This is a genomic window from Ideonella alba (assembly GCF_018069875.1).
Classification (GTDB): domain Bacteria; phylum Pseudomonadota; class Gammaproteobacteria; order Burkholderiales; family Burkholderiaceae_C; genus Ideonella; species Ideonella alba.
In genome coordinates this window covers 161,500-185,001 of record NZ_JAGQDF010000004.1, presented here as the reverse complement: position 1 = coordinate 185,001, position 23,502 = coordinate 161,500, and the positions used below count along the sequence as shown (strand labels likewise).

Genomic DNA, 23,502 nt, shown 5'->3' with positions numbered 1-23,502 from the left:
AAGGACAACACCGTGGCACGTTACCTCGGCCCCAAGGCCAAACTCTCCCGCCGTGAAGGCACCGACCTGTTCCTGAAGAGCGCCCGCCGCGCCATCAGCGACAAGGCCAAGTTCGAATCCAAGCCGGGCCAGCATGGCCGCACCTCCGGCGCCCGCACCTCCGACTTCGGTCTGCAGCTGCGCGAGAAGCAGAAGGTCAAGCGCATGTACGGCGTGCTCGAGCGCCAATTCCGCCGCTACTTCGCCGAAGCCGATCGCCGCAAGGGCTCGACCGGCGTGAACCTGCTGCAGCTGCTGGAATCGCGTCTGGACAACGTCGTCTACCGCATGGGCTTCGGCTCGACCCGCGCGGAAGCCCGCCAGCTGGTCTCGCACAAGGCCCTGACGGTCAACGGCATCGTCGTCAACATCCCGTCGTACCAGGTCAAGGCCGGTGACGTGATCGCCGTGCGCGAAAAGGCCAAGAAGCAGCTGCGCATCGCCGACTCGCTGAAGCTGGCCGAGTCGATCGGCCTGCCGGCCTGGGTGTCGGTGGACGCCACCAAGCTCGAGGGCACCTTCAAGAAGGCCCCCGACCGCGACGAATTCGGCGCCGAGATCAACGAGTCGCTGATCGTCGAACTGTATTCGCGCTGATGAATACCGGCCGCGGCGCGCCGTCCCGTTGCGGGGCAGCGCGTGGCGGCCACTGCCGCTGCGGTATGCCGGTTCCGCAGCGGTCGACATCGCTTCCGGCGTGGTCCGCCAGCCTTATCGGTGTAACGAGCCGAGGGTATTGAGAGGAACAGGACTTACATGCAAACCAATCTGCTGAAACCCAAAGCCATCGTTGCGGAGCCGCTGGGCGGCCACCGCGCCAAGGTCACGCTCGAGCCCTTCGAGCGCGGCTACGGTCACACGCTGGGCAACGCGCTGCGTCGCGTGCTGCTGTCGTCGATGGTGGGTTACGCACCGACCGAGGTCACCATCGCCGGCGTGCTCCACGAGTACTCCACGATCGACGGTGTCGCCGAGGACGTGGTGCACATCATGCTGAACCTCAAGGGCGTGGTCTTCCGTCTGCTCAACCGCGACGAAGTCACCCTGGTCCTGCGCAAGGAGGGCGAAGGCCCGGTCACCGCCAACGACATCCAGACGCCGCACGACGTCGAGATCGTCAACAAGAACCACGTCATCGCCAACCTGGCCCAGGGTGGCAAGCTCGACATGCAGATCAAGGTCGAGAAGGGCCGCGGCTACGTGCCGGGCAACCTGCGCCGCTTCGGCGACGAGCCGACCAAGTCGATCGGCCGCATCGTGCTGGACGCCTCCTTCTCGCCGGTCAAGCGCGTGAGCTACGCGGTCGAGAACGCCCGCGTCGAGCAGCGCACCGACCTCGACAAGCTGGTCATGGAGATCGAGACCAACGGCGCGATCTCGCCCGAGGAAGCCATCCGCGCCTCGGCCAAGATCCTGGTCGAGCAGCTGGCGGTCTTCGCCCAGCTGGATGCCGGCGCCGAGTTCGGCAGCCCGATCGCCACCGGTGACAAGCCGGCCGGCCCGATCGACCCGATCCTGCTGCGTCCGGTCGACGAGCTCGAGCTGACCGTGCGCTCGGCCAACTGCCTGAAGGCCGAGAACATCTACTACATCGGCGACCTGATCCAGCGCACCGAGACCGAGCTGCTCAAGACCCCGAACCTGGGCCGCAAGTCGCTCAACGAGATCAAGGAAGTGCTCGCCTCGCGCGGCCTGACCCTGGGCTCGCGCCTCGAGCACTGGCCGCCCCAGGGCCTGGACAAGCGCTGATCCATTGAACCCGCCGGCCGCTCCACCCGGGGCGCCGGCACAACACCACCAGCCTTCGGGCTGACGTGCACACCCCGGTACCTTGTCCGGCCGGGGTTCCATAACGAAAGGAAAGCACCATGCGCCACCGTAACGGCCTTCGCAAGCTGAACCGCACCTCCGAGCACCGCGCCGCGATGCTGCGCAACATGTCGGTCTCGCTGCTCACCCACGAAGCCATCAAGACCACCCTGCCCAAGGCCAAGGAACTGCGCCGCGTCGTCGAGCCGCTGATCACCCTGGCCAAGATCGACAGCGTGGCCAACCGCCGCCTGGCCTTCGCCCGCCTGCGCGACCGTGACGTCGTCACCAAGCTGTTCAACGACCTGGGCAAGCGCTACAACGCCCGTCCGGGCGGCTACACCCGCATCCTGAAGATGGGCTTCCGCGTCGGCGACAACGCGCCGATGGCCTTCGTCGAGCTGGTGGATCGCCCCGAAGTGGCCGAGGCCCCCGCCGAGGCCGCTGCCGAGTAATCCACGGCTGCCCCCGCGAACAAGGCCCGCCCCGTGCGGGCCTTTTTTCATGGGCCGGGAACCACCCGCCCCGAGCGCCCCTCAGAATCCGGACCATGCGCCTGTTCCGCCTCTTCACGCTGCTGCTGATCGCCCTGGGCGCGCTGCTGTCCGCTCGCGCGGCCGACTTCCTCGAGCCCGACCAGGCCTTCAAGCTGTCGGCCCAGGCCGCCGGACCCGATGCGGTGCAGCTGCGCTTCGACATCGCCGACGGCTACTACCTCTACCGCGAGCGCTTCAAGTTCGTCGCCGCCGATGGCGCCACGCTGGGCGAGCCCGAGCTGCCCAAGGGCAAGGTCAAGTTCGACGAGACCTTCCAGAAGGAGGTCGAGACCTACCGCGGCGCACTGACGGTGCGCCTGCCGGTGCGCGCAGCCAGCGGCCCCTTCGTGCTCGAGGTCACCTCCCAGGGCTGCGCCGACGCCGGCCTGTGCTACCCGCCCGATACCCGTCGCCTGCAGGTCTCACTGACCGGGTTCGGTGGCGATGGCAGCGCGCGCCTGCTGACCGACGAGGCCAGCGCCACGCCCGCAGCCAGCCCCGGCAGCCTGCTGGCCGGTGCCGCCACGCCACCGCCCCAGGCCACAGCGCCCGAGGCCCAGGGCGACACCGCGCGCATCGAGCGCGTGCTGCGCGACGGCAACTGGTGGACGACGGTGGGCGCCTTCTTCGTGATGGGCCTGCTGCTGGCCTTCACGCCCTGCGTGCTGCCGATGCTGCCCATCCTGTCGTCGGTGATCGCGGGCCAGGGGCAGGTCTCGCGCGGCCGCAGCTTCGGCCTGGCCGTGGCCTACTCGCTGGGCATGGCGATGGTCTACACCGCGCTGGGCGTGGCCGCCGGCCTGGCCGGCGAGGGCCTGGCCGCGGCGCTGCAAAAACCCTGGGTGCTGGCCAGCTTCGCCGCGCTGCTGGTGGCTTTCTCGCTGGCGATGTTCGACGTCTACGAGCTGCGCCTGCCCAGTGCGCTGCACAACCACCTGCACGGCGTGTCGGCGCAGCTGCCGGGCGGGCGCTTCGTCGGCGTGTTCCTGATGGGCGGCCTGTCGGCGCTGATCGTCAGCCCCTGTGTCAGCGCGCCACTGGCCGGGGCGCTGGTCTTCCTGAGCCAGAGCCGCGACGTGGTGCTGGCCGGCAGCGCGCTGTTTGCGCTGGCCTGCGGCATGAGCGTGCCGCTGCTGGCGCTGGGCGCCTCGGCGGGCGCCTGGCTGCCGCGCTCGGGTGCCTGGATGCACGCGGTCAAGCACTTCTTCGGCCTGCTGCTGCTGGCCACCGCGCTGTACATCGTGCAGCCGGTGCTGCCGGCCTGGGCGGTGCTGGCTGGCTGGGGCGCGCTACTGCTGGTCACCGGCTTCATGCTGCGCCCCTTCGACAACCATCCGCACAGCCACGCGCCGCGCGTGTGGGTGCAGCGTGCGGCCGGCATCGCGGCCTTGACGCTCGGCGTCTCGCAGCTGGTGGGGGCCGCTTCGGGCGGCCGTGATCCGCTGCAGCCGCTGGGCCACTTCACCGGCGGCGGCGCCGTCGCGGCCAGCACGCTGCCCTGGCAGCCGGTGCGCAGCGTGGCCGAACTCGACGCCGCGCTGGCCAGCGCCGGCCGGCCGGTGATGCTGGACTTCTATGCCGACTGGTGCGTCAGCTGCAAGGAGATGGAGCGCTTCACCTTCACCGATGCCGCGGTGCGCCAGCGCCTGGCCGGCGCGCTGCTGCTGAAGGCCGACGTCACCGCCAACAGCGCCGACGACCGCGCGCTGCTCAAGCGCTTCAACCTGTTCGGCCCGCCCGGCACCATCTTCTTCGACGCCCAGGGCCGCGAGATGAACGGCCTGCGCGTTGTCGGCTTCGAGGATGCGTCGCGTTTCAACGTCACGCTGCAGCGCGCCGGTCTCTGATCGCTTTTTGGCGCGCACCTGGACTGATCGCCACTTTCCGTGCTACACTGCTAGCTTCAGTCGCGGGGTGGAGCAGTCTGGTAGCTCGTTGGGCTCATAACCCAAAGGTCGCAGGTTCAAATCCTGCCCCCGCAACCACTGAACCCATGAATGAAGCCCGCCCCAAGCGGGCTTTGTCGTTTCTGGGCGCGGACCCGCCCGCGCCGCGCAGGTTCCGCCGTCCAGGGCGCCCATCCGGCGATTCATCGGGAGATTCCCGCGTTTGGTCGGCCGCCCGCCGCCAGCGCGCCCGACATGCGGCAGCATGCGCGCCATGCTGAACATCCGCGACCTCACCCACGTCTACCCCAACGGCACACGCGCGCTCGATGGGGTCTCGCTCGACATCCCGGCCGGCATGTTCGGCCTGCTCGGGCCCAACGGCGCCGGCAAGAGCAGCCTGATGCGCTGCCTGGCCACGCTGCAGATTCCCAGCCAGGGTCAGATCCGCTTCGGCGACATCGATGTGCTGGCCCGGCCCGAGGCGCTGCGCGCCACGCTGGGCTACCTGCCGCAGGATTTCGGCGTCTACCCGCGCGTGTCGGCCGAGGACCTGCTGGACCACCTGGCGGTGCTCAAGGGCGTGGCCGGCCGCGGTGAGCGGCGCGACACGGTCGAGTCGCTGCTGCGCCAGGTCAACCTGTGGGAGGCGCGCAAGAAGGCCGTGGCCGGCTACTCAGGGGGCATGCGCCAGCGCTTCGGCATTGCGCAGGCGCTGATCGGCCAGCCGCGGCTGATCATCGTCGACGAGCCCACCGCCGGCCTCGACCCCGAGGAGCGCAACCGCTTCAACAACCTGCTGGCCGAGATCGGCGAGCAGGTGGTGGTGATCCTGTCCACCCACATCGTTGACGACGTCACCGACCTGTGCCCGCGCACCGCCATCCTGGTGGGCGGGCGCATCGTCGAGAGCGGCACGCCGTCGGCGCTGATCGCGTCGCTGGCCGGCCGCATCTGGCAGGCCGACATCGACAAGGCCGAGCTGCCGGCGGCGCGTGAGCGCCACGCGGTGATCGCCACCCGGCTGCGCGCCGGGCGCACCGTGATCCGCGCGCTGGCCGAGCCGGGCGCGGGCGCGCCGGGCCCCGGCTTCGCGCCCGCCGAGCCCACGCTGGAAGACGTCTACTTCGCCACGCTGCACCGCCACCGCGCCAGCGTTGCCGCTGCCGCCGCGCAAGGAGCCTGAGATGGGCGGCTCCTTCTTCAGCGCGGTGGCGCGCTTCGAGTGGCGCTACCAGCTGCGCAGCCCGGTGCTCTGGGTCGGCTTCGCGCTGTTCTTCCTGCTGGCCTTCGGCGCCACCACGGTGGACCAGATCCAGATCGGCAGCAAGGGCAACGTCAACCTGAACTCGCCCTTCGCGATCGTGCAGACGCTGGCGGTGATGAGCCTGTTCGCGATCTTCGTGGTCGTGGCCATGGTGGCCGGCACGGTGCTGCGCGACGACGAGACCGGCTTCGCCCCCATCCTGCGCAGCACCCGGCTGGGCAAGGGCGCCTACCTGGGCGGTCGCTTCAGCGGCGCGCTGGCCGCGGCGCTGCTGGTGCTGGCCGCGGTGCCGCTGGGCATCGGCGTGGGCGCGCTGATGCCCTGGCTGGACCCCGAGAAGGTCGGCCCCTTCCGCCCGGGCGACTACCTCTGGGCGCTGTTCGTCTTCGCGCTGCCCACGCTGGTGATCATCGGCAGCGCCTTCTTCGCGCTGGCCACCAGCACCCGCTCGATGATGTGGTCCTATGTGGGGGCGGTGGCGCTGCTGGTGCTGTACTTCGTCTCGCGCGGGCTGCTGCGCAACATGGAGCGCGATGTGGTCTCGGCGCTGTCCGATCCCTTCGGCCTGTCGGCACTGAGCATCGCCACCAAGTACTGGACCGCGGCCGACCGCAACACGCGCCTGCCCGAGCTGTCGGGCCTGTTCCTGGCCAACCGGCTGCTCTGGCTGGGCCTGGGCAGCGCGCTGTTCGCCTGGACGGCCTGGCGCTTCCGCTTCGAGCAGCGCGCGGCCAAGGTCGCCGCGGTGGCGCCTGAAGCGCCCACCGCCACGCCAGCGGCCCCGCCGCGGTCCCTGCCGCCGCCACGCGCCGACGCCGCCACCCGCCGCGCCCAGTTCCTGGCCCTGGCGCGCTTCGACATGGCCTTCGTGTTCCGCAGCCCGGCCTTCTTCGTGCTGCTGTTCATCGGCGTGCTCAACGCCGGCGGTGGCGCTTGGTTCAGCAACGAGTGGTACGGCAGCGGCAGCTACCCGGTGACACGGCTGATGGTGGAAGCGCTGCAGGGCGCGTTCACGCTGATGCCCATCATCATCGCGATCTATTACGGCGGCGAGCTGGTCTGGCGCGACCGCGAGCGCCGCATGCACGAGATCGTCGACGCCACCGCCGCACCTGGCTGGGCCCACCTGCTGCCCAAGATCGCCGCGATCGCGCTGGTGCTGCTGGCCACCTCGCTGGTGGCCGCGCTGACCGGCATGGCGGTGCAACTGGCCAAGGGCTTCACGCAGCTGCAGCCGCTGTCCTACCTGTGGTGGTTCGTGCTGCCCACGGTGCTGCTGTCGCTGCAGCTGGCGGTGCTGTCGGTGTTCGTGCAGGTGCTGGTGCCGCAGAAGTACATCGGCTGGGGGCTGATGCTGCTGCAGGTGGTGGCGGCCATCGCGCTGGCCTCGGCCGGCTTCGAGCACAACCTCTACAACTACAGCGGCACGCCGCCGGTGCCCTTGTCGGACATGGGCGGCATGTCGCGCTTCTGGATCGGCATGGTCTGGTACCAGCTGTACTGGAGCGCCTGCGCATTGCTGCTGGCGGTGGGGGCCTACGCCTTCTGGCAGCGTGGCGCCGGCAGCACGCTGCGCCAGCGCTGGCCGCAGGCGCGCGCGCGCCTGCGCGGGCCGGCCGGCTGGCTGGGCACGGCCGCCGCGCTGGCCTGGGTGGGCCTGGGCGGCTGGATCTTCTGGAACACCAACATCCTCAACCGCTACCAGCCGCTGCCCGAGCAGGAGCGGATCCTGGCCGAGGCCGAGCGCGCCATGCTGCCGCTGGAGAAGCTGCCCCAGCCACGCATCACCGCGGTCACGCTGGACGTGCAGCTCTACCCGCGTGAGGCGCGCGCCGTCACCACTGGCCGCTACCGCCTCGAGAACCGCAGCGGCGGCCCGATCGCCGAGCTGATCGTCGCCTGGGCGCCGCGGCTGGTGATCGACCGCCTGGACATCCCCGGCGCCACCGTCAGCGCCGACCATCCGGACTGGGGCTTCCGGCGCTACCGCCTGGACACGCCGATGCAGCCGGGCGAGGTGCGCGAGCTGGGCTTTGCCACCACGCTGCAGGAGCGCGGCTTCGTCAATGGCGCGCCACTGACGCGCATCGTCGAGAACGGCAGCTTCGTCGACAACGGTGACATCGCGCCGGGCCTGGGCGTCTCGCGCGAGGGCTTCCTGAAGGACCGCGCCAAGCGCCGCAAGCAGGGCCTGCCGGCCGACCTGCGGCCCCCCACGCTGGAGGACGACTCGGCCCGCGCCTTCAACGGCCTGCGCGGCGACAGCGACTGGGTGCAGGCCGAGATCACGGTGGGCACCGACGCCGACCAGACCCCGATCGCCCCCGGCTACACCGTCAGCGATGTGACGAAGGACGGCCGCCGCACCGTGCGCTTCAGGACCGACGCGCCGATCAACCATTTCTTCAGCATCCAGTCGGCGCGCTACGCGGTGAAGACCGACCGGCTGGGCCCGATCGAGCTGGCCGTCTACCACCACCCGGGGCACGACTACAACGTGCCGCGCATGCTGGCGGCGATGAAGGCCTCGCTGCAGCTGTTCGGCCAGCAGTTCTCGCCCTACCAGTTCCGCCAGGCGCGCATCCTGGAGTTCCCCAGCTACGCCAACTTCGCGCAGAGCTTTGCCAACACCATTCCGTACAGCGAGAACATCGGCTTCCTGACCCGGCTGGACGACCCCGACAAGATCGACGTGGTGACCTACGTCACCGCGCACGAGATCGCCCACCAGTGGTGGGGACACCAGCTCTCGCCCAGCCCGCAGCAGGGCAACACGCTGCTGGTGGAGAGCTTCGCGCAGTACTCGGCACTGCTGGTGATGGAGCAGCTCTACGGCCCTGAGCAGATGCGCCGCTTCCTGAAGTACGAGCTCGACCGCTACCTGCGCTCGCGCGGCGGCGAGGTGGTCGAGGAGATGCCGCTGGCCCGGGTGGAGAACCAGCCCTACATCCACTACCAGAAGGGCTCGCTGGCGATGTGGTGGGCCAAGGAGGCGCTGGGCGTGGAGGTGGTCAACCGCACGCTGGCCAAGCTGCTGCAGCAGTACGCCTTCCAGCCCGCGCCCTACGCCAACAGCACCGACTTCCTGCGCCTGCTGCGCGCCGAGGCCGGCCTGGGCAACGCCGCCCACCAGGCCCTGATCACCGACCTCTTCGAGAAGATCACGCTGCTCGACCTGAAGGCCCGCGACGCCAGCGCCACCCGCCGCCCCGACGGCCGCTGGGACGTGCGCTTCACGGTGGAGGCGCGCAAGCTGTATGCCGACGGCAAGGGCGTCGAGACCGAGGCACCGCTGGACGAGGCCTGCGACATCGGCGCCTTCACCGTCGAGCCCGGCAAGACCGGCTACACCGCCCAGTCGGTGCTGGCGATGCAGCGCCAGCGCCTGACCAGCGGCAGCCAGCAGATCACGCTGACGGTGGCCAGCAAGCCGGCCTACGTGGGGGTCGATCCGTACAACAAGCGCATCGACCGCAACTCGGAGGACAACCTCAGCGCGGTGAAGGAGTAGGCCCGAGCAGGCGCAAGGACACCGGCGTGCCGGCCGCGGCCGACGGCGCCAGCCAGAGGTCGAACCAGCCGGGCTCCACGCGCGCGCGGCCCTGGGCATCGCGGTGCGCCAGGTCGTGGCGGCTCAGCGTGAAGGCCACGCTGGCGGCCTCGCCGGCGGCCAGCTCCACCGCCTGCACGCCGCGCAGTTCGCGCACCGGCCGCACCGGGCTGGCCACGCGCTGGTGGATGTAGAGCTGCACCACCTCGCGCATCGCGCGCGGCCCCAGGTTGCGCACCTGCACACGCACCTGGCAACGGCCGTCCCAGGCCAGGGTGTCGGTGTCCAGGCTCAGCGCCTCGTAGACGATCTCGCCGTAGCCCAGGCCGTGGCCGAAGGGGTAGAGCGCCTCGTTCGTCACCTCCAGGTAGCGCGACCTGAAGCGCGTCTCGTCGGCACGTTCCTGCGGCCGGCCGGTGTTGCGGTGGTTGTAGAAGTAGGGTTGCTGGCCCGAGGCCTGCGGAAAGCTCACCGGCAGGCGGCCTGAGGGCGCCTGCTGGCCCAGCAGCAGGTCGGCCAGCGCGTGGCCGGACTGCTGGCCCAGGTACCAGCCGGCCAGGATCGCGGGGGCCGCGCGCACCGCGCCGCTCAGGGCCAGCGCACGGCCATGCTGCAGCACCACCACCATCGGCGTGCCGGTGGCGGCCACCGCCTCGGCCAGTGCCTGCTGCACCGGCGGCAGACCGATGTCGGTGCGCGAGGCCGACTCGCCCGACAGCGCGTCGCTCTCGCCCACCGACAGGATCACCACGTCGGCCGCACGCGCCGCGGCCACGGCGGCCGCGATGCCACCGTCCAGCGCTGTCTCGATGCCGCAGCCCGGCACCACCTGCAGCGCGGCCGGGTCGGCCAGTGCGGCGCGCAGGCCGTCTTCCAGGCTCACACCCTGCGCCGGCTCGTTCCACAGGGCCCAGGGCCCCATCAGGTGCACACGGTCCTGCGCGAAGGGCCCGATCAGCGCGATGCGCTGTCCCTGCGCCGGCAGCGGCAGCAGACGCCCCTCGTTCTTCAGCAGCACCACCGAGCGGCGCGCCGCTTCGCGCGCCAGCGCCACCGTCTGCGGGCGGCGCAGCGCGCTGCGCTCGCGCGTAGGGTCGAGCGAGCGGTAGGGCCGCTCGAACAGACCCAGCGCCTGCTTCACCCGCAGCACCCGCCGCACCGAGCGGTCCAGCACCGCCATCGGCACCGCACCCTCGCGCACCAGCGCCGGCAGGTGGCGGTTGTAGAGCGCGCTGGCCATCGACATGTCGCAGCCGGCCAGGATGGCGCGCCGCGCCGCATCCTTGTCGTCGGCTGCCAGGCCATGGGTCACCAGTTCGACATCGGACGCGAAGTCCGACACCACCAGGCCACCGAAGCCCCACTGCTGGCGCAGCACCCCGGTCAGCAGGCCGTGGTGGGCGGTGGCGGGGATGCCGTTCAGGTCGTGGAAGGCCGTCATCACCGCCAGCGCGCCCGCCTCCAGGCCGGCGCGAAACGGCGGCAGGTGCACGTCATGCAGCGTGGCGTCGGACAGCTCCACGCTGTTGTAGTCCATGCCGCCGGCCACGGCGCCATAACCGGCGAAGTGCTTGACGGTGGCCAGCAGACTGTCGTCGTCGCGCAGCGAGCGGCCCTGGAAACCGCGCACCCGCGCCGCGGCCAGCTGCTGTCCCCACCAGGTGTCCTCGCCGGCGCCCTCGACGACGCGGCCCCAGCGCTGGTCGCGCGCCACGTCCACCATCGGCGCGAAGGTCCAGTGGATGCCCACGGCCGTGGCCTCTTCGGCGGCGGCGCGGGCGGTGCGCTCGGCCAGTGCGGTGTCGAAGGCCGCGGCCTCGCCCAACGGCACCGGGAAGACGGTGCGCAGGCCATGGATCACATCGGCCGCGAACAGCAGCGGAATGCCCAGCCGCGAGCGTTCCACCGCGATGCGTTGCAGCGCCCACCCGCTGGCCACGCCGATGCCGTTGAACAGGCCACCGACGCGCCCGGCGGCGATCTCGGCGCCGATGTCGGCCATCGCCCGCTCGACCTGCGCCGGGTTCGCGTTGACCGCATCCTCGCGCGCGTCGTCGAAGAACAGGCTCAGCTGGCCGGCTTTCTCCTCCAGCGTCATGCGGCGCAGCAGGCGCTCGATCGCGGCGTCGTCCTTCGCGGTGGGCCGCGCCGCGGCACTGCGCGCCGCCAGCAGCGCGGCCGCGGCCTGGAGAAAGCGGCGGCGCAGCGGCAGACGGGGTGGGCTCATGGGGACACGGCAGGCAGCAAAGGGGCGCGCCGACTGTAGCCCGCGCCCCCGCGGGCCCGGACCCGGGTCTGCCCCGACAATCCGGGCCGATGGATCGACGACTTCCCCTCGATGGCCGCGCCAGCGGCCTGATGCTGCTGCTGTGCCTGACCTGGGGCCTGCAGCAGATCTCGCTGAAGGCCGCGGCGCCGCTGGTCAGCCCGGCCACGATGATCGGCCTGCGCTCGGGCATCGCGCTGGGGCTGATCATGGCCCTGGGCGGCGGCTGGGCCGCGTGGCGGCAATCGGGCCTGACGCGCTGGCGCCCCGGGGTGCTGGCCGGCGCGCTGTTCGCCATCGAATACCTGATGGTGGCGCAGGCGCTGAAACTCACGCACGCCTCGCACGTGGTGGTGCTGCTCTACACCTCGCCGATCTTCGCGGCGGTGGGCCTGCACTGGCGGCTGCCGGCCGAGCGCCTGGTGCGGCGCCAGTGGCTGGGCATCGGCCTGGCCTTCGTGGGCATCGCGCTGGCCTTCCTGGGCCGCGCGCCGCAGGGTGCGATGCCCGAGGCCCCGGCGGTGCTGCTGGGCGACCTGCTGGCCCTGCTGGCCGGTGCCTCGTGGGGCGCGACGACGGTGTGCATCCGCTGCTCCAGCCTGTCCTCCGCCCCGCCGGCCGAGACCCTGATGTGGCAGCTGGGCCTGGCCTGTGCGCTGCTGTTGCCGGCGGCGCTGTTGCTGGGCGAGGCGCACTTCACGCCGGTGCCGCTGGCCTGGGCCCACCTGGCCTTCCAGAGCCTGGTGGTGTCCAGCGCCAGCTTCCTGGTCTGGTTCTGGCTGCTGCGCCACTACCAAGCGGCGCCGCTGGGCGCGTTCAGCTTTCTCACGCCGGTCTTTGGCGTGGTGCTGGGCCTCTTTCTGCTGGGCGAGCCGATCGAGGCGCGCTTCCTGGCCGGCAGCGTGCTGGTGCTGGGTGGCGTGTGGCTGGCCAGTCGGCGCTGATCGGCAGGACGCTCAGATCCGCGGCGTGATGCGGATCTGCGCCAGCGGCTTGAGCGCGCCGCTTTCCAGCGACAGGCCGCTGTCCGGGCCCAGCTGGGCCAGCTGGTTCAGCACGGCCATGAACTCGCCGGCCAGCGCGCGCTGCGGCGCGTCGTAGCGCAGGTCCTTCAGCAGCGGGGTCCACTCGCCCGAGGCCAGTGACGGCGCCAGCGCCGCGCTGCCCGGCTGCACCGTGCCCAGGAAGGTGCCCAGGCGCACCTGCTCGTGGTTGTGCCAGCCGGCGCCGCCCTCGGCACCGGCCGGGTGGAAGCGGTCGATCAGGCGCGCCGCGGCCATCGCGCCGGCGCCGGAGAGCGCCTCGATGTTCTTCGACGGCATGTCCAGGTTCAGACCGCCCTCGTCGGGGCGCTGGCTGATCTGCACGATGCGGTCGCGAAAGCCCGGATAGGGGAACTGGATCTCGTCGCGCCAGTTCTGCATGGTGTCGACAATCGAGGCCAGGAAGCCGACCAGCCCGCCCAGCGGCGCGGCATCGTTGGGCGCGTTCCAGAAGCGCTGGCTGCCGCCGCGGTTGTCCACCGGCAGGTAGACCCGCCCGCCCTCGTTGCCCGGCACCTGGTCATGGATCGGGTAGTCGGGGTGGGCGGTCTTGAGGTTGACCGCAAAGGTGGGGTGGCCGGGCAGCAGCGCGTCGAACAGGTGCAGCGGCATGTTGCTGCCGATGCCGCCGTCCGAGAACCAGATGCGCTTGGCCTGCAGCGGGTGGGCGGCGCGCTGCTCGGGCGTGGCGGCGGCGTCGATCGCCTGGCGGCACTGCGCATTGGTCTTCAGGCTCCAGTCGATCGCGTACAGCGGCACCGCCGAGAGCAGCACCGGAAAGCTCAGGCTCATGCGCACGGCCACCACCACCGGCCAGTCGGCGCGCCGTGGCAGCGGGCGCAGCGGCCGGCCCTCGGGGCCCAGCACGCGGCTGCCTTCGCGCAGTGGCTCGCTGCCATCGCCTTCGGGGTGGGCGCGCAGCGCCTCGTCCAGCGCCTGCATCACCGACGGCGGAAACAGCCGCGCCCACTCCACCGGGTCGTAGAAGAAGCGCGGTGTGCCGGGGCGCAGCGGAATGCCATAGACCATCTGCTGGCTCACCGCGCTGGTCATCACCTCGAGGTTGATGTCGCGCGGCAGCTCGGGGTCGTCATGGCCCCAGAGTTCACCGAAGCGCAGCGGCGGCCCGTCGGGCGCCTTGCCGGCCAGGGTGTTGAAGTAGCCGGTGAGCCAGTCGGTCAGCGCCGGCTGGTCCGGCGGCGTGTGTGCGTCGCCCTGGCCGCTGCACAGGCCGTAGCCATTGGCATGCAGCCCGGCCAGCAGGCCGCGGCCGAAGCGCCAGGTCACCAGCGCCACCACCGGCAGCATCCACAGCAGCGCCACCAGCCACACGGCCAGGCCGTGGCCCAGCGCGGCCGGCCAGTCGGTGGCAGGCGCCAGCAAGCGCAGGAAGACCGCCAGCGCGCCCACCGCCAGCGCGGCCACGCCGGCCGCGCGCAGTGCATGACCGTGCAGCAGCGCGCGACTGGCCAGCGCGGCCGCCAGAGCACAAATGGCCATGGCCGTGGCACCGCCGGTGGCCATCGCGGCGGTGGGCAGTGCCGGCGCCACCGCCAGCAGCAGCGGCCACAGCAGCACGCTGCCCAGGGCCAGCGCCAGCAGCGCCAGACCCGCCTGCATCTTCACCAGACTCCACAGCACCGCGCGGGCGGCGTCGCGCGGGCCGGCGTTGAGCGCGCCCACCATCACCGCGAAATGCCGGCGCAGCGCCGGCGCCGGCCGGAACAGCGTGAACAGCCGCGTGCGGCCCTCGGGCGTGATGGGCTCGCCCAGCTGCTGCGGCAGCTCGCCCAGGCGCTCGAAGGCCTGCGCATGGCCGTGGCGGCGGCCGTACTCCGCGGCGGCGCAGGCGCCGGCGGCAATCGCCCCGGCCGAGGTGCCGCCGATGTTCTTGAAGCGGTAGCGCGTGGCCAGCTCGGCCACCAGCCGCGGGTAGACCACGCCGCTGGTGATGCCGCCCTTCATCACGAGGTCGCAGTGCTCGTCCATCGCCGTCTCCCTGTGGTCTGACGGTGGATTCTGCGCGCCGCATGCGGCGCCCACATCCCCAGACTGTCAGGTCGGCATCGCCGGTCCTGGAAAACGCCGCCACTCGGGCAGGCGGGCGGCAGGCAGCAGCTCCTGCACCGCGCGCGTGGCCTGGTCGATCGCGCTGTGCGCATAGGCGTAGGCGCCAGCGTCGCTGTTGGCAATCGCCACCCGGCCCCAGCCGCGGCGCGCGGTCTCGCAGGGCAGCGGGCCGCGCGGCCAGTACGCGTCCCAGGGCCGCATGTACTCGTAGGCATAGCCGTGGGCCCAGCGGTTGACGGTGATGGCCTCGATGTCGCGCCCGCTGTCAAAGCCATGCGCGCCCAGTGCCTCGTCCAGCAGTGTGCGCACCTGACCCTCGATGAAGCTGAAGTCCCAGGCCAGCAGCTGCTTGCGGCCGGCTGCCGCCTGTTCGCGCGCCGACCCACCGCCGCCCGGCACCACCACCTTGCCCAGGTGCAGCAGGATCGGCTCATCCGGCGACGCGGGCGGGCGCTGACGGCCCAGCGCCACCGGAAAGTCCAGCGCCACATCGCCCCAGAAGCCATCGACCACGCGGATGCCCGACACCCCCGCGGCCTGGAACGCGCGCCAGTTCGACAGCAGCACATTGGTGTAGAGCAGCGGCACCTTGACCTGGTCGTCCAGCGCGCGGCGCTGGGCCGCCGGCAGCTCGTCGGTCAGCCGCGCGATCACGCGGTGCCAGCAGGCCAGCAGCACCTGGCGCGCCCGCACGCTGCGCAGCCGGCCCTGCGGGTCCAGGTAGCGCAGCTCCACGCGTTGCGCCGGGCCGGGCGGACCCCGGTGGCGCAGGCCCACCACGGTGTGGCGCAGGCCGATGCGCACCGGCTGGCCAGGCTCGTCCAGGCGCTCGCTCAGCAGCGGTGCATCAACCAGACCGTCCATGCCCTCGGCGCCGGGCAGCGCGGCGGGCAACAGCGCGCGCAACAGCGCCCGCACCACACCGGCATTGCCGTCGGGGAAGTGGTGGATGTAGTCGTCGGTGCTGAGCCTGAGCTGCCGGCCGCTGGGCGAGTTGGCGGCAAACGGCCGCTCGCCCAGGTCCAGCGACTGGAAGCCCGGCAGGCCGGCGGCCCAGGCGTCCAGCGCCGTGGTGGCGTCGATGCCCACGCCGAAGTAACCCTGCGTCGACACCTGGAACCAGCGCAGCGTCTCGTCGTCGGCGCCCCAGCCGCGGCGCAGGAACTGCGCGTAGGTCTGCCTCGCCAGCACGCCGGCACGTGCGGCCCGGGTGCGCAGGCCGGGCAGCGGATCGTGGCTCGAGGCCTCATCGAACAAGCGCGCCAGCACCCGCTGCGCGGTGGCGCCCAGCGGCGTGCGCGCCAGCCAGGCGGCCGGCGCTTCGTTCGCTGCGCGCAGCACGGTGCGCGCCTGGCCCCAGTCGGCGCGGCCGAAATGCACCGCATGACCGGTCAGCCCGTGGCGCTGGTGCCAGCGGTGGTCGAAGGCGCTGTTGAAGCGCTGCAGATCAATGCCCACGCCGCGCAGCAGCGCATGCACCGCAGGCGAGAACAGCGAGGGCGAGTCCAGCGACTGCGAGCCGCCGTAGCCGATCAGCGTGGCGCCGCTGCGGCTGGTGAAGCTGTTGCGGCGCGCATGACCGCCCAGCTCGCTGGCGGCCTCCAGCACGCGGATCGTCACCGGCCGCCCCGCGTGCTCGCGGAACCACCAGGCGCCCGCCAGGCCGCTGATGCCCGCGCCCACCACCAGCAGGTCGGGCTCGTCCTCGTCGCGCAGCGCGGCCTGGTCGTCCCATCGGTTGGGCTGGTCGCGCCAGGCGTGGGCGGTGGCGTTGTCGGCGTCGGTCTGGCCGGCCAGACCCTGGGCCTGGGCAGCACCGCCCAGCGCCGCCAGGGCAGCACCATGAACCAGATCGCGGCGGGTGATGGGGTGGGCGCCGTCCATGACAATGCACAGTCCGTGTTGGAAACCAGCCTGCATGCTGCCCGAGACCGTGCCACCGCCCCATCCCTTGTCCGATCCGTCGCCGCTGCTGGCGCGGCTGGACCAGGTGCTGGCCGATCGCGCCGCCTCGCCGTCGGCGCCGGGTTTCGCACTGTCCTGGCTGCAGCACGGCCGTGTGCTGCGCCGCCGCGTTCAGGGCTGCGCGCACCTGGAGTGGGACGCCCCGCTGACCGAACACACCCGCTGCTACCTGGCCTCCGAGGCCAAGCCCTGGGTCTCGGCGCTGGTCCTGCAGGCCGTGGCCGACGGCCAGCTGGACCTGATGGACGACCTGCGCGCCCACTTGCCCGCGCTGGCCGAGATGGACCATCCCATCCGTATCGGCCATGCGCTGCGCCACACCACCGGCCTGCCCGACTACCTGTCGCTGTGGCAGGCGCAACTGGCCCACCACGAGAACGATCTGGTGGATCAGGCGCAGGCACTGGCACTGATCGCCCGCAGCGGCGGCCTGCACTTCACGCCGGGCGAGCGCCACGAGTACAGCAACAGCAACTACGTGCTGTTGGCCGAGCGGCTGCAGCAGCTCAGCGGGCTCAGTCTGGCCGAGCTGGCGCAGCAGCGCTTCTTCGGCCCCTGGGGCATGCGCGACACCGGCTTCGAGCGCGATCCATGGCGCGTGCTGCCGCGCCGTGCGCGCAGCTATGCCCGCGACCCCGCCGGCGCCTGGCGCGACCAGCCAGTGCCGCTGGCCAGTTGGGGCGACGGCGGCCTGTGGTCCACACTGGCCGATCTGGAGCGCGCCGAGGCCGCCTGGCTGGCCGACTGGCAGGCGCGCGGCCCGCACAGCCTGCTGGCGCGCGCCATGGCCGACGACACCCGCTTTGCGCCACCCGGCCAGAGCTACCGCTTCGGCGTGGAGGTGCTGCCGCGAGGCGGACACGAGGTGGTCTTCCACGGTGGCGCCTACGCCGGCTTTCGCGCGCTGTGCCTGCGCCGCCCCGCCACCGGCGAGGCCCTGCTGGTGCTGAGTAACCGCGACGAGGATGCCGACACCTCGGCGCCCGACTGGATGAACCTGCTCTGGCCCTGAGCGCCGGAGCCCCGACAACTCACCTTGGAGCCGCGCATGCTGCCCTATCCCACCGCCGCCCGCGTCGATGCCATCGACCCCTTCCACGCGATGGCGCTGTTCCGCCGCGCCGACGCGCTGGCCGCCGAAGGCCGGCCGATCATCCAGATGAGCGTGGGCGAGCCCGACTTCACCGCGCCGCCCGCAGTGGTCGAGGCGCTGAACCGGGCGGTGGCCGAGGGCCGCACGCGCTACACCTCGTACAGCGGCATCACGCCGCTGCGCGAGGCCATCTCGGCGCACTACCGCCGCGTGCACGGCCTGGACGTGCCGGCCAGCCGCATCCTGGTCACCGCCGGTGCCTCGGGCGCGTTGCAGCTGGCCTGCGCGCTGCTGGTGGGCGTGGGCGACGAGGTGCTGATGCCCGACCCCACCTACCCCTGCAACCGCCACTTCGTCAGCGCCTTCGACGGCACGACACGGCTGATCCCCGCCGGTCCCGGGCAGCGCTTCCAACTCGATGGCGACGACGTGCGCGCCCACTGGGGCCCGCGCACCCGCGGCGTGATGCTGGCCTCGCCCTCCAACCCCACCGGCACCACCATCGCGCCCGAGGCGCTGCAGCGCGTGCTGGACGCGGTGCGCGAGCGGCGCGGTTTTCTGGTGTTTGACGAGATCTACAACCAGCTCACCTACGGCGGCCCCACGCCCAGGAGCGCGCTGGCGCTGGGCGACGACGTCATCGTCATCAACAGCTTCAGCAAGTACTTCTGCATGACCGGCTGGCGCCTGGGCTGGCTGGTGCTGCCCGAGGCGCTGGTGCCGCAGGCCGAGAAGCTGGCGATGAACCTGTTCATCTGCCCGCCGGCCACCGCGCAGTACGCCGCGCTGGGCTGCTTCGAGCCCGAGAGCCTGGCGATCTACGAGCAGCGCCGCCAGGCCTTCGCGCAGCGGCGCGACTACGTGGTGCCGGCGCTGCGCGCGATGGGCTTCGAGATCCCCACCGAGCCCGACGGCGCCTTCTACGTCTACGCCGATGTCTCGCGCTGGGGCCTGAGCGGCGAGGTCTTCGCCAACCGCCTGCTCGACGAGGCCGGCGTCTGCGTCGTGCCCGGCCTGGACTTCGGCGTGCACGAGCGCGACCGCTGGGTGCGTTTCACCTATGCCACCGGGATGGAGCGGCTGCAGGAGGCGATGCGGCGCATCGCCGCCTTCACCTCGGCGCTGCGCTGATCAGAATGCCACCCGCACGCCGGCCGCCACGCTGCGTCCCGGCAGCGGCGACAGCGCGCGCACCGTGGGGATGGCGCTGGCCGAGGTGGCCAGCGTGTTGCCCAGGTTGTTGATGCGGGCGAACACCACCGTGTCGTGGCCGGCCAGGCGGGTGGTCCAGCTGGCGCGCAGGTGGGCCAGGGTCCAGCCGGGGGTGGGCGTGTCGTTGGCGTCCACGCGGTCCTGGCGCGCGGCGTGCTGCACGTCCAGACGCAGGCCCCAGGGGCCGGTCTGCCAGTCGGCCGCCACGGACACGCGCCACGGCGCCAGGCGCGGCAGCGGCTCGCCGGTGTCGCTGCGCTCGCCGCGCACCAGGTCGGCCTGGGCTTCCAGCGTCAGTGTCTGGCCGGCCTGGGACCAGGCCTGCCAGCGGCCTTCAGCCTCCAGGCCGCGCAGTCGGGCGGGCACGCCAGTGAAGGCGTAGACCGGCACCACCTCGCCCTCGTCGGTGGTGAAGTCGGTGCCGGTGGCGGCCAGCGCGATGTAGTTGGCAAAGCGGCTGTGGAACACGCTCAGGCGCGCGCTGTGGGGGCCCTGCTGCCAGGCCAGGCCCAGGTCGAACTGCCGGCCGCTTTCCAGCGCCTGGTTCAGGTTGCCGCGCTCATAAGCCGCGGTGGCGGCGTGCACGCCATCGGCGTACAGCTCGTACGACGTGGGGGCACGCTGCGAGCGCGCCAGGCTGGCGGTGGCCTGCCAGCCGGCACCCAGACCCCAGCTGGCCGCCAGCGAGGCACTCAGCGGGTGAAAGTGCCGCTGCTGCGGCGCGCCAAAGCGCGGCGTGCCACCATTCGCATCGCCGTCGGAATCGACCTGCACCTGCTCGGCGCGCAGGCCGGCACTGACGCTGAGGTCCTTGCCCAGGCTCCAGCGCTGCAGGCCGAACAGCGCCAGCTGCTGCGTCAGTGTGCTGGGCACGAAGGCCTCCTCGCCCAGCGCCGAGAAGCGCGCGCGCTCCCACTGCAGGCCCCAGGCGCCGTCCAGCCGGCCGGCGCCCAGCGCGGTGCTGGCCTGCACCGCCTCGACGCGCGCGTCGCCGCCCTTCGTCGCGAAGGTGGTGCCCACGGCACCGCTGCCTTCCACCTCCTGGTGCTGGTAGTCGGTGAAGGCCGCCTGCGCGCGCACGGTGCTGATCGGGCCCGCCAGCGCGCGCCACTCACCGGCCAGCGCCAGCTTGTCGCGCTTCATGTGGATCGTCACATCGGGCTCGACGACCACGCCATAGTCGTTGCGGTAGGTGTCGATGCTGGCGCCGGCGTAGCCGTCGGCCCAGACCTTGGACAGGCCCAGCGCACCGCCTGTGGCGTCACTGGCCGAGTTGAGCACGCGGGTGCGGCTGTCGCCGTCCACCGTGAAGCGCGGCACCGCCAGGTCACTGGTGCGGCGGGCAAAGGCGTCGGCATGCCAGGCCAGGCCGTCGGCGCCGCCTTCGACCAGGCCTGACAGCGCGCGCTCCTGCGCCGCGCCGCCGCCGCGCAACTCCAGTGCGCCCGACAGCGGTGCCAGCGGCGACTTCGGGATGCGGTTGTCGATCGCATTGACCACGCCGCCCAGCGCGCTGCCGCCGTACAGCAGCGCGGCCGGGCCGCGCAGCACCTCGATGCGCTCGATCACCAGCGGGTCCAGCGGCACCGCATGGTCGAAGCTCAGGCTGGACGCATCCAGCGATGCCCCGGCGTTGCTGAGGATGCGGATGCGGTCGCCGTCCTGGCCGCGGATCACCGGCCGGCTGGCGTTGGGGCCGAAGCCGGTGGCGGCCACGCCGGGCAGGCCGTCCAGCGTCTCGCCCAGCGTGCTGCTGCGGCGCACGGCCAGGGCCTCGTCGCTGAGCACCGACGCCGGGGCGGCCGGGTCGGCCTGGCGCAGCGGGTTGCCGGTGACGACGATTTGTTGGGAGGGGGTGGCGGTGGTGGCGTCTTGGGCCCAGGCGGGCCCGGCCGCGACGCAGGCGGCAGCAATCAGGGTGAGGCGCATGAAGGACTCGAACGTTCGGCCAGCCCGCGAGCGGGCAGGGCCACAGCAATGGCACTGCCCAGGCCTGGCGGCCAGGGCAGCGGATGACGGTGGGAACGTTCAGCCCCGCGGGGGGGCGCGGGCGAGGAAGGCCGACGGGGTGTCGGCCGCGCGGCCTGCCGGGGCGGGCGTGTCAGGTGCCGCCGCTGGCAGCGGCGGCGATGCCAGCGCCAAGGGCGCGGCGGCCAGCGGTGTGGCCTGGGCCAGGTGGTCCAGCAGCTCGCAGGCCAGATCGCCGGCGCTGTGGCCCCAGTGCCCGTGGTGGCCGTTCGCGCCGTGGGCCGCGAAGTGAGCGGCCGAGGAGGCCGCTGTGCCAGCAGTCTGCTGCACCCCCGGCAGCGCATGCGCAATGCCGTGCCACAGGCCGATGCCCTGCAGACCCAGCAACGCCCCCAGCGCCAGCGCGGCGAGGCGCTGGTGCCACAGGCGGGTCCAGGACAGTCGGGTCATCGGCCGGAAGTGTGCCTGATCCGCGCGGAGGGTGCTGCGCTCAGCGGGCCGCGATCACGCCGCAGGCGATGCGCGCACCCGAGTTGCCTGTGGGCTGGGTGGTGTAGTCGTCGGGCATTGCGTGGACGATCACGCTGCGGCCGATGATGCTGGCGGGCCCGGCGGCGATGGTCGGGCCGTCCAGGTGGAAGTGCACGTCGGCCACGCCATTGGCATCGGCCTTCAGCGCCGGCATGTCACCGGCGTGGTGCGCCGCGCCCTGCGGGCCATGCGGCTGGCCGGTGGGGTTGAAGTGGCCCCCGGCGCTGGTGCCATCGGGCGCCGAGCAGTCGCCCTTCTCATGCAGGTGGAAGCCGTGCTCGGCATTAGGCTTCAGGCCGGTGATGCGGGCATGGGCCATCAGGTGGCCGCCCATCTCGTGGAACATCACCTGACCGGCGGTGGCGTTGCCGGCGGTGGGGGCCAGCGTGGCCACGGCGGCCGGGCCCGTGTGAGCCGGGCCGTGCATCGCGCAGCCGGGCAGGACAAGGGCTGCGGCAAGCAGGCTCAGGGTAGGCAGGATGGGCAGTCGCACGGTGGTCTCCAGGTGAGGGCTGAAGGCTGACTATAGGCGCCAGGGCGGGCCCGCGACCATCCGGCGGGCCCCTCGGCCCCGGCTGCTCAAGGGCGATCGCTGGGCGGGCACTCGCCCGCACGGGACGGATCCCGCCAGGGGATGACCATCAGATCGCCGCGCAGGTGGCGCACCACGGCCCCCTCGCAGCGGCTCTCCAGCACCTGAACCCGCTCGATGCGCTCGCCCCCACCGAAGGGGTAACGCACCGTGCGTTGCGGCGCCGTGGCCTGGTCCCAGTCACCGGCCAGCGACCGGAGCCCAGCCGTGACCGCCTGCACCAGCAGCTGCGCAGCGGTCTGGCGCAGGGCCTGGCCGTCGTTGTCCGTCCAGCCGGCGGGTACGCGCTCGGCGGCCAGCGGTGCTGCGGTGGCCCGCACCGCCGTGCGCGCCAGGACCTCGTCGGCGGCGGCACGCCGCAGCAGAAGATGGCTCTCCACACTGAGGCTGCGCAGGTCGCGGCTGAAGACATAGACGGGCGCCACCTCCACCTGCCAGGCGGGCTGTGGCGCCGCGCCAAGCAGGGGGGCGACCGCCGCGGACAGTGCGGTCGGTGACAGGGCCTCAAGCGCCGGCGCCAGCGGCTGCAGGGTCTGGTCCGCCTCGGCCAGCGCCTTGTCGCGCTGCGCCGACTTGCTGCTCTCCACCAGGGCGGCGTGGGTCAGCACAGCGGCCAGGAAGCCCGCCAGGCTGGGCGCCGGGTACATCATGGCGCCGCCGCCGGCGGCGCCCTGGTCGACGTTCAGTTCGCCATGGAACTCCAGGCGCTGCAGGTCCTTGGGCAACTGCAGCGTCCACTGGCCGGCAGCGACCGGCCAGCGCGCCGGCGTGGCCGGGTCGGGCGCCGCGGCCGCCGCAGTGGACAGCGTCGCCAGCACACCCACCGACACGCCCGCCAGCACGAGGCGCCAACGCCCCATGAGGAGGCTCGCCATGCTCAGCGCAGCGGGGTCAGCACCGCGTCCTTGGCCAACTCGATCGCCTGGTAGTACGCGTTGGTCAGGTCCGGGTAGGCAGGCGGCTGATCCCAATTGGCCGCCCCTTTGGCCACATCGATCGGCAGGTACCACTCGTACTCGTTGGTCTTCAGGTTGACCAGGTAGGCCGTACCCTTGACGACGGCGCGCGGCGCGTCGGTGGCGATGTAGGCGGCGTAGGGGCGCAGGAAGCCCAGCTGCTTGATCTCGACAACCAGCAGGCGATCGACCTGGTGCTGTGCGGCCAGGCCCCTGAAGTCCCGGCGGGCGCGGTTGGGGACGTCGCCGTCCAGCTTGGGCAGCTCCTCGGGCTGGATGGGGGCGACCAGCGTCACGGCCTGGCCACCACGCTTGCCGATGGCTTCGGTGGCGAGCTTGTGCAGCGCCGCGAGGTCCTCGGCGCCCAGGGTCTGGGCCTGGGTGGTGAGCTTGCTGTTGACGGCCGAGGCCGTGGCGATGCACAGCAGGCAGTCGGCGCCGGGGAAGAAGGTATCGGCCTTGGGCAGCGGCGCCATCACCACGCCGATGCGGGCGTCGGTGGCCTTGATCGCCGCGTCATTGAGCGGCACAGGCAATTGCGGTTTCGAGGCACAAGCAGACAGCAGGGCGGCGACCATCACGGCCGCCGCGGTCATCAAACGCGACATGGAACTCCCTGGAGGTGGGTCAATGGACAAGGCGCTGCTGCGTGTGGCGGCGCCCATGTGTATCCAGACTTTACCAAGCCGCGCCAGCGGCGGCATTGGTGCCCACCCGCA

Annotated in this window: 17 protein-coding genes and 1 tRNA gene; 10 read left to right on the top strand and 8 right to left on the bottom strand. The window is 72.1% G+C overall.

From position 1 onward, the window contains the following. Positions 1 to 12: 12 nt before the first annotated feature. The 7 genes from rpsD (at position 13) to KAK07_RS08205 (ending at position 9,048) form a co-directional block, all read left to right on the top strand. Positions 13 to 636, top strand: a complete 624-nt coding sequence (rpsD, locus tag KAK07_RS08235) for a 30S ribosomal protein S4 (protein ID WP_210801671.1) — start codon at positions 13 to 15, stop codon at positions 634 to 636. Between the two features lie 159 nt (positions 637 to 795). Next, a complete protein-coding gene (locus KAK07_RS08230) occupies positions 796 to 1,788 on the top strand; it encodes a DNA-directed RNA polymerase subunit alpha (protein ID WP_210852822.1) in 993 nt (330 codons plus the stop codon). A gap of 119 nt (positions 1,789 to 1,907) precedes the next feature. Further along, positions 1,908 to 2,303, top strand: a complete 396-nt coding sequence (gene rplQ / locus KAK07_RS08225; RefSeq protein ID WP_210860180.1) for a 50S ribosomal protein L17 — start codon at positions 1,908 to 1,910, stop codon at positions 2,301 to 2,303. A gap of 95 nt (positions 2,304 to 2,398) precedes the next feature. Then, positions 2,399 to 4,231: a protein-disulfide reductase DsbD gene (gene dsbD / locus KAK07_RS08220; RefSeq protein WP_210860178.1), complete on the top strand. Its 1,833-nt coding sequence runs from the start codon at positions 2,399 to 2,401 to the stop codon at positions 4,229 to 4,231. 61 nt (positions 4,232 to 4,292) lie between these two features. Then, a tRNA-Met gene (locus KAK07_RS08215) sits at positions 4,293 to 4,369 on the top strand. A gap of 175 nt (positions 4,370 to 4,544) precedes the next feature. Continuing rightward, on the top strand, positions 4,545 to 5,456 hold the full coding sequence (locus KAK07_RS08210; RefSeq protein WP_210852803.1) for an ABC transporter ATP-binding protein: 912 nt from the start codon (positions 4,545 to 4,547) through the stop codon (positions 5,454 to 5,456). 1 nt (position 5,457) lies between these two features. Further along, on the top strand, positions 5,458 to 9,048 hold the full coding sequence (locus KAK07_RS08205) for an ABC transporter permease/M1 family aminopeptidase (RefSeq protein ID WP_210860176.1): 3,591 nt from the start codon (positions 5,458 to 5,460) through the stop codon (positions 9,046 to 9,048). On the opposite strand, the gene KAK07_RS08200 is transcribed toward KAK07_RS08205, so the two are convergent. Next, positions 9,029 to 11,314 carry a glycoside hydrolase family 3 N-terminal domain-containing protein gene (locus tag KAK07_RS08200; RefSeq protein WP_210860175.1) on the bottom strand — a complete coding sequence of 762 codons (2,286 nt, stop codon included), beginning with the start codon at positions 11,312 to 11,314 and terminating at the stop codon, positions 9,029 to 9,031. The two genes, KAK07_RS08205 and KAK07_RS08200, sit on opposite strands and share 20 nt — an antisense overlap. Before the next feature lie 89 nt (positions 11,315 to 11,403). On the opposite strand from KAK07_RS08200, the gene KAK07_RS08195 reads away from it, so the two are divergent. Beyond that, complete coding sequence (locus tag KAK07_RS08195) at positions 11,404 to 12,297, top strand: DMT family transporter (RefSeq protein WP_210860173.1); 894 nt, start codon at positions 11,404 to 11,406, stop codon at positions 12,295 to 12,297. A 12-nt stretch (positions 12,298 to 12,309) separates the two neighbouring features. Here KAK07_RS08195 and KAK07_RS08190 read toward each other — a convergent pair whose 3' ends face one another. Together KAK07_RS08190 and KAK07_RS08185 are read right to left on the bottom strand one after the other, a co-directional pair. After that, positions 12,310 to 14,385 (bottom strand): patatin-like phospholipase family protein, encoded by a 2,076-nt coding sequence (locus KAK07_RS08190; RefSeq protein WP_210860171.1) that lies wholly within the window; start codon positions 14,383 to 14,385, stop codon positions 12,310 to 12,312. 66 nt (positions 14,386 to 14,451) lie between these two features. Next, positions 14,452 to 16,350: an NAD(P)-binding protein gene (locus KAK07_RS08185; RefSeq protein ID WP_210860169.1), complete on the bottom strand. Its 1,899-nt coding sequence runs from the start codon at positions 16,348 to 16,350 to the stop codon at positions 14,452 to 14,454. A gap of 34 nt (positions 16,351 to 16,384) precedes the next feature. On the opposite strand from KAK07_RS08185, the gene KAK07_RS08180 reads away from it, so the two are divergent. Continuing rightward, positions 16,385 to 17,443 (top strand): serine hydrolase domain-containing protein, encoded by a 1,059-nt coding sequence (locus tag KAK07_RS08180; RefSeq protein ID WP_210860167.1) that lies wholly within the window; start codon positions 16,385 to 16,387, stop codon positions 17,441 to 17,443. Positions 17,444 to 17,479: 36 nt separating this feature from the next. Beyond that, positions 17,480 to 18,655, top strand: a complete 1,176-nt coding sequence (locus KAK07_RS08175) for a pyridoxal phosphate-dependent aminotransferase (protein WP_210860165.1) — start codon at positions 17,480 to 17,482, stop codon at positions 18,653 to 18,655. Here KAK07_RS08175 and KAK07_RS08170 read toward each other — a convergent pair whose 3' ends face one another. The 5 genes from KAK07_RS08170 to KAK07_RS08150 form a co-directional block, all read right to left on the bottom strand. After that, positions 18,656 to 20,665, bottom strand: coding sequence for a TonB-dependent receptor (locus tag KAK07_RS08170; protein WP_247664288.1), 2,010 nt, complete (start codon positions 20,663 to 20,665; stop codon positions 18,656 to 18,658). 99 nt (positions 20,666 to 20,764) lie between these two features. Beyond that, a complete protein-coding gene (locus KAK07_RS08165; protein ID WP_210860163.1) occupies positions 20,765 to 21,154 on the bottom strand; it encodes a hypothetical protein in 390 nt (129 codons plus the stop codon). A 40-nt stretch (positions 21,155 to 21,194) separates the two neighbouring features. Continuing rightward, entirely contained in the window at positions 21,195 to 21,728 is a 534-nt protein-coding gene (locus KAK07_RS08160) for a superoxide dismutase family protein (protein WP_210860162.1), read from the bottom strand. Positions 21,729 to 21,814: 86 nt separating this feature from the next. After that, positions 21,815 to 22,687 carry a hypothetical protein gene (locus tag KAK07_RS08155; RefSeq protein WP_210860160.1) on the bottom strand — a complete coding sequence of 291 codons (873 nt, stop codon included), beginning with the start codon at positions 22,685 to 22,687 and terminating at the stop codon, positions 21,815 to 21,817. Positions 22,688 to 22,704: 17 nt separating this feature from the next. Beyond that, complete coding sequence (locus KAK07_RS08150) at positions 22,705 to 23,391, bottom strand: hypothetical protein (RefSeq protein ID WP_210860158.1); 687 nt, start codon at positions 23,389 to 23,391, stop codon at positions 22,705 to 22,707. Positions 23,392 to 23,502: the final 111 nt, after the last annotated feature.

Coding starts and splice junctions, on each gene's coding strand:
- KAK07_RS08190 (WP_210860171.1), bottom strand. CDS start 14,385: ATGGACGAGCACTGCGACCTCGTGATGAAGGGCGGCATCACCAGCGGC.
- dsbD (WP_210860178.1), top strand. CDS start 2,399: ATGCGCCTGTTCCGCCTCTTCACGCTGCTGCTGATCGCCCTGGGCGCG.
- rplQ (WP_210860180.1), top strand. CDS start 1,908: ATGCGCCACCGTAACGGCCTTCGCAAGCTGAACCGCACCTCCGAGCAC.
- KAK07_RS08155 (WP_210860160.1), bottom strand. CDS start 22,687: ATGGGGCGTTGGCGCCTCGTGCTGGCGGGCGTGTCGGTGGGTGTGCTG.
- KAK07_RS08210 (WP_210852803.1), top strand. CDS start 4,545: ATGCTGAACATCCGCGACCTCACCCACGTCTACCCCAACGGCACACGC.
- KAK07_RS08205 (WP_210860176.1), top strand. CDS start 5,458: ATGGGCGGCTCCTTCTTCAGCGCGGTGGCGCGCTTCGAGTGGCGCTAC.
- KAK07_RS08175 (WP_210860165.1), top strand. CDS start 17,480: ATGCTGCCCTATCCCACCGCCGCCCGCGTCGATGCCATCGACCCCTTC.
- KAK07_RS08165 (WP_210860163.1), bottom strand. CDS start 21,154: ATGACCCGACTGTCCTGGACCCGCCTGTGGCACCAGCGCCTCGCCGCG.
- KAK07_RS08200 (WP_210860175.1), bottom strand. CDS start 11,314: ATGAGCCCACCCCGTCTGCCGCTGCGCCGCCGCTTTCTCCAGGCCGCG.
- KAK07_RS08230 (WP_210852822.1), top strand. CDS start 796: ATGCAAACCAATCTGCTGAAACCCAAAGCCATCGTTGCGGAGCCGCTG.
- KAK07_RS08170 (WP_247664288.1), bottom strand. CDS start 20,665: ATGCGCCTCACCCTGATTGCTGCCGCCTGCGTCGCGGCCGGGCCCGCC.
- KAK07_RS08150 (WP_210860158.1), bottom strand. CDS start 23,391: ATGTCGCGTTTGATGACCGCGGCGGCCGTGATGGTCGCCGCCCTGCTG.
- KAK07_RS08185 (WP_210860169.1), bottom strand. CDS start 16,350: ATGGACGGCGCCCACCCCATCACCCGCCGCGATCTGGTTCATGGTGCT.
- KAK07_RS08195 (WP_210860173.1), top strand. CDS start 11,404: ATGGATCGACGACTTCCCCTCGATGGCCGCGCCAGCGGCCTGATGCTG.
- KAK07_RS08180 (WP_210860167.1), top strand. CDS start 16,385: ATGCTGCCCGAGACCGTGCCACCGCCCCATCCCTTGTCCGATCCGTCG.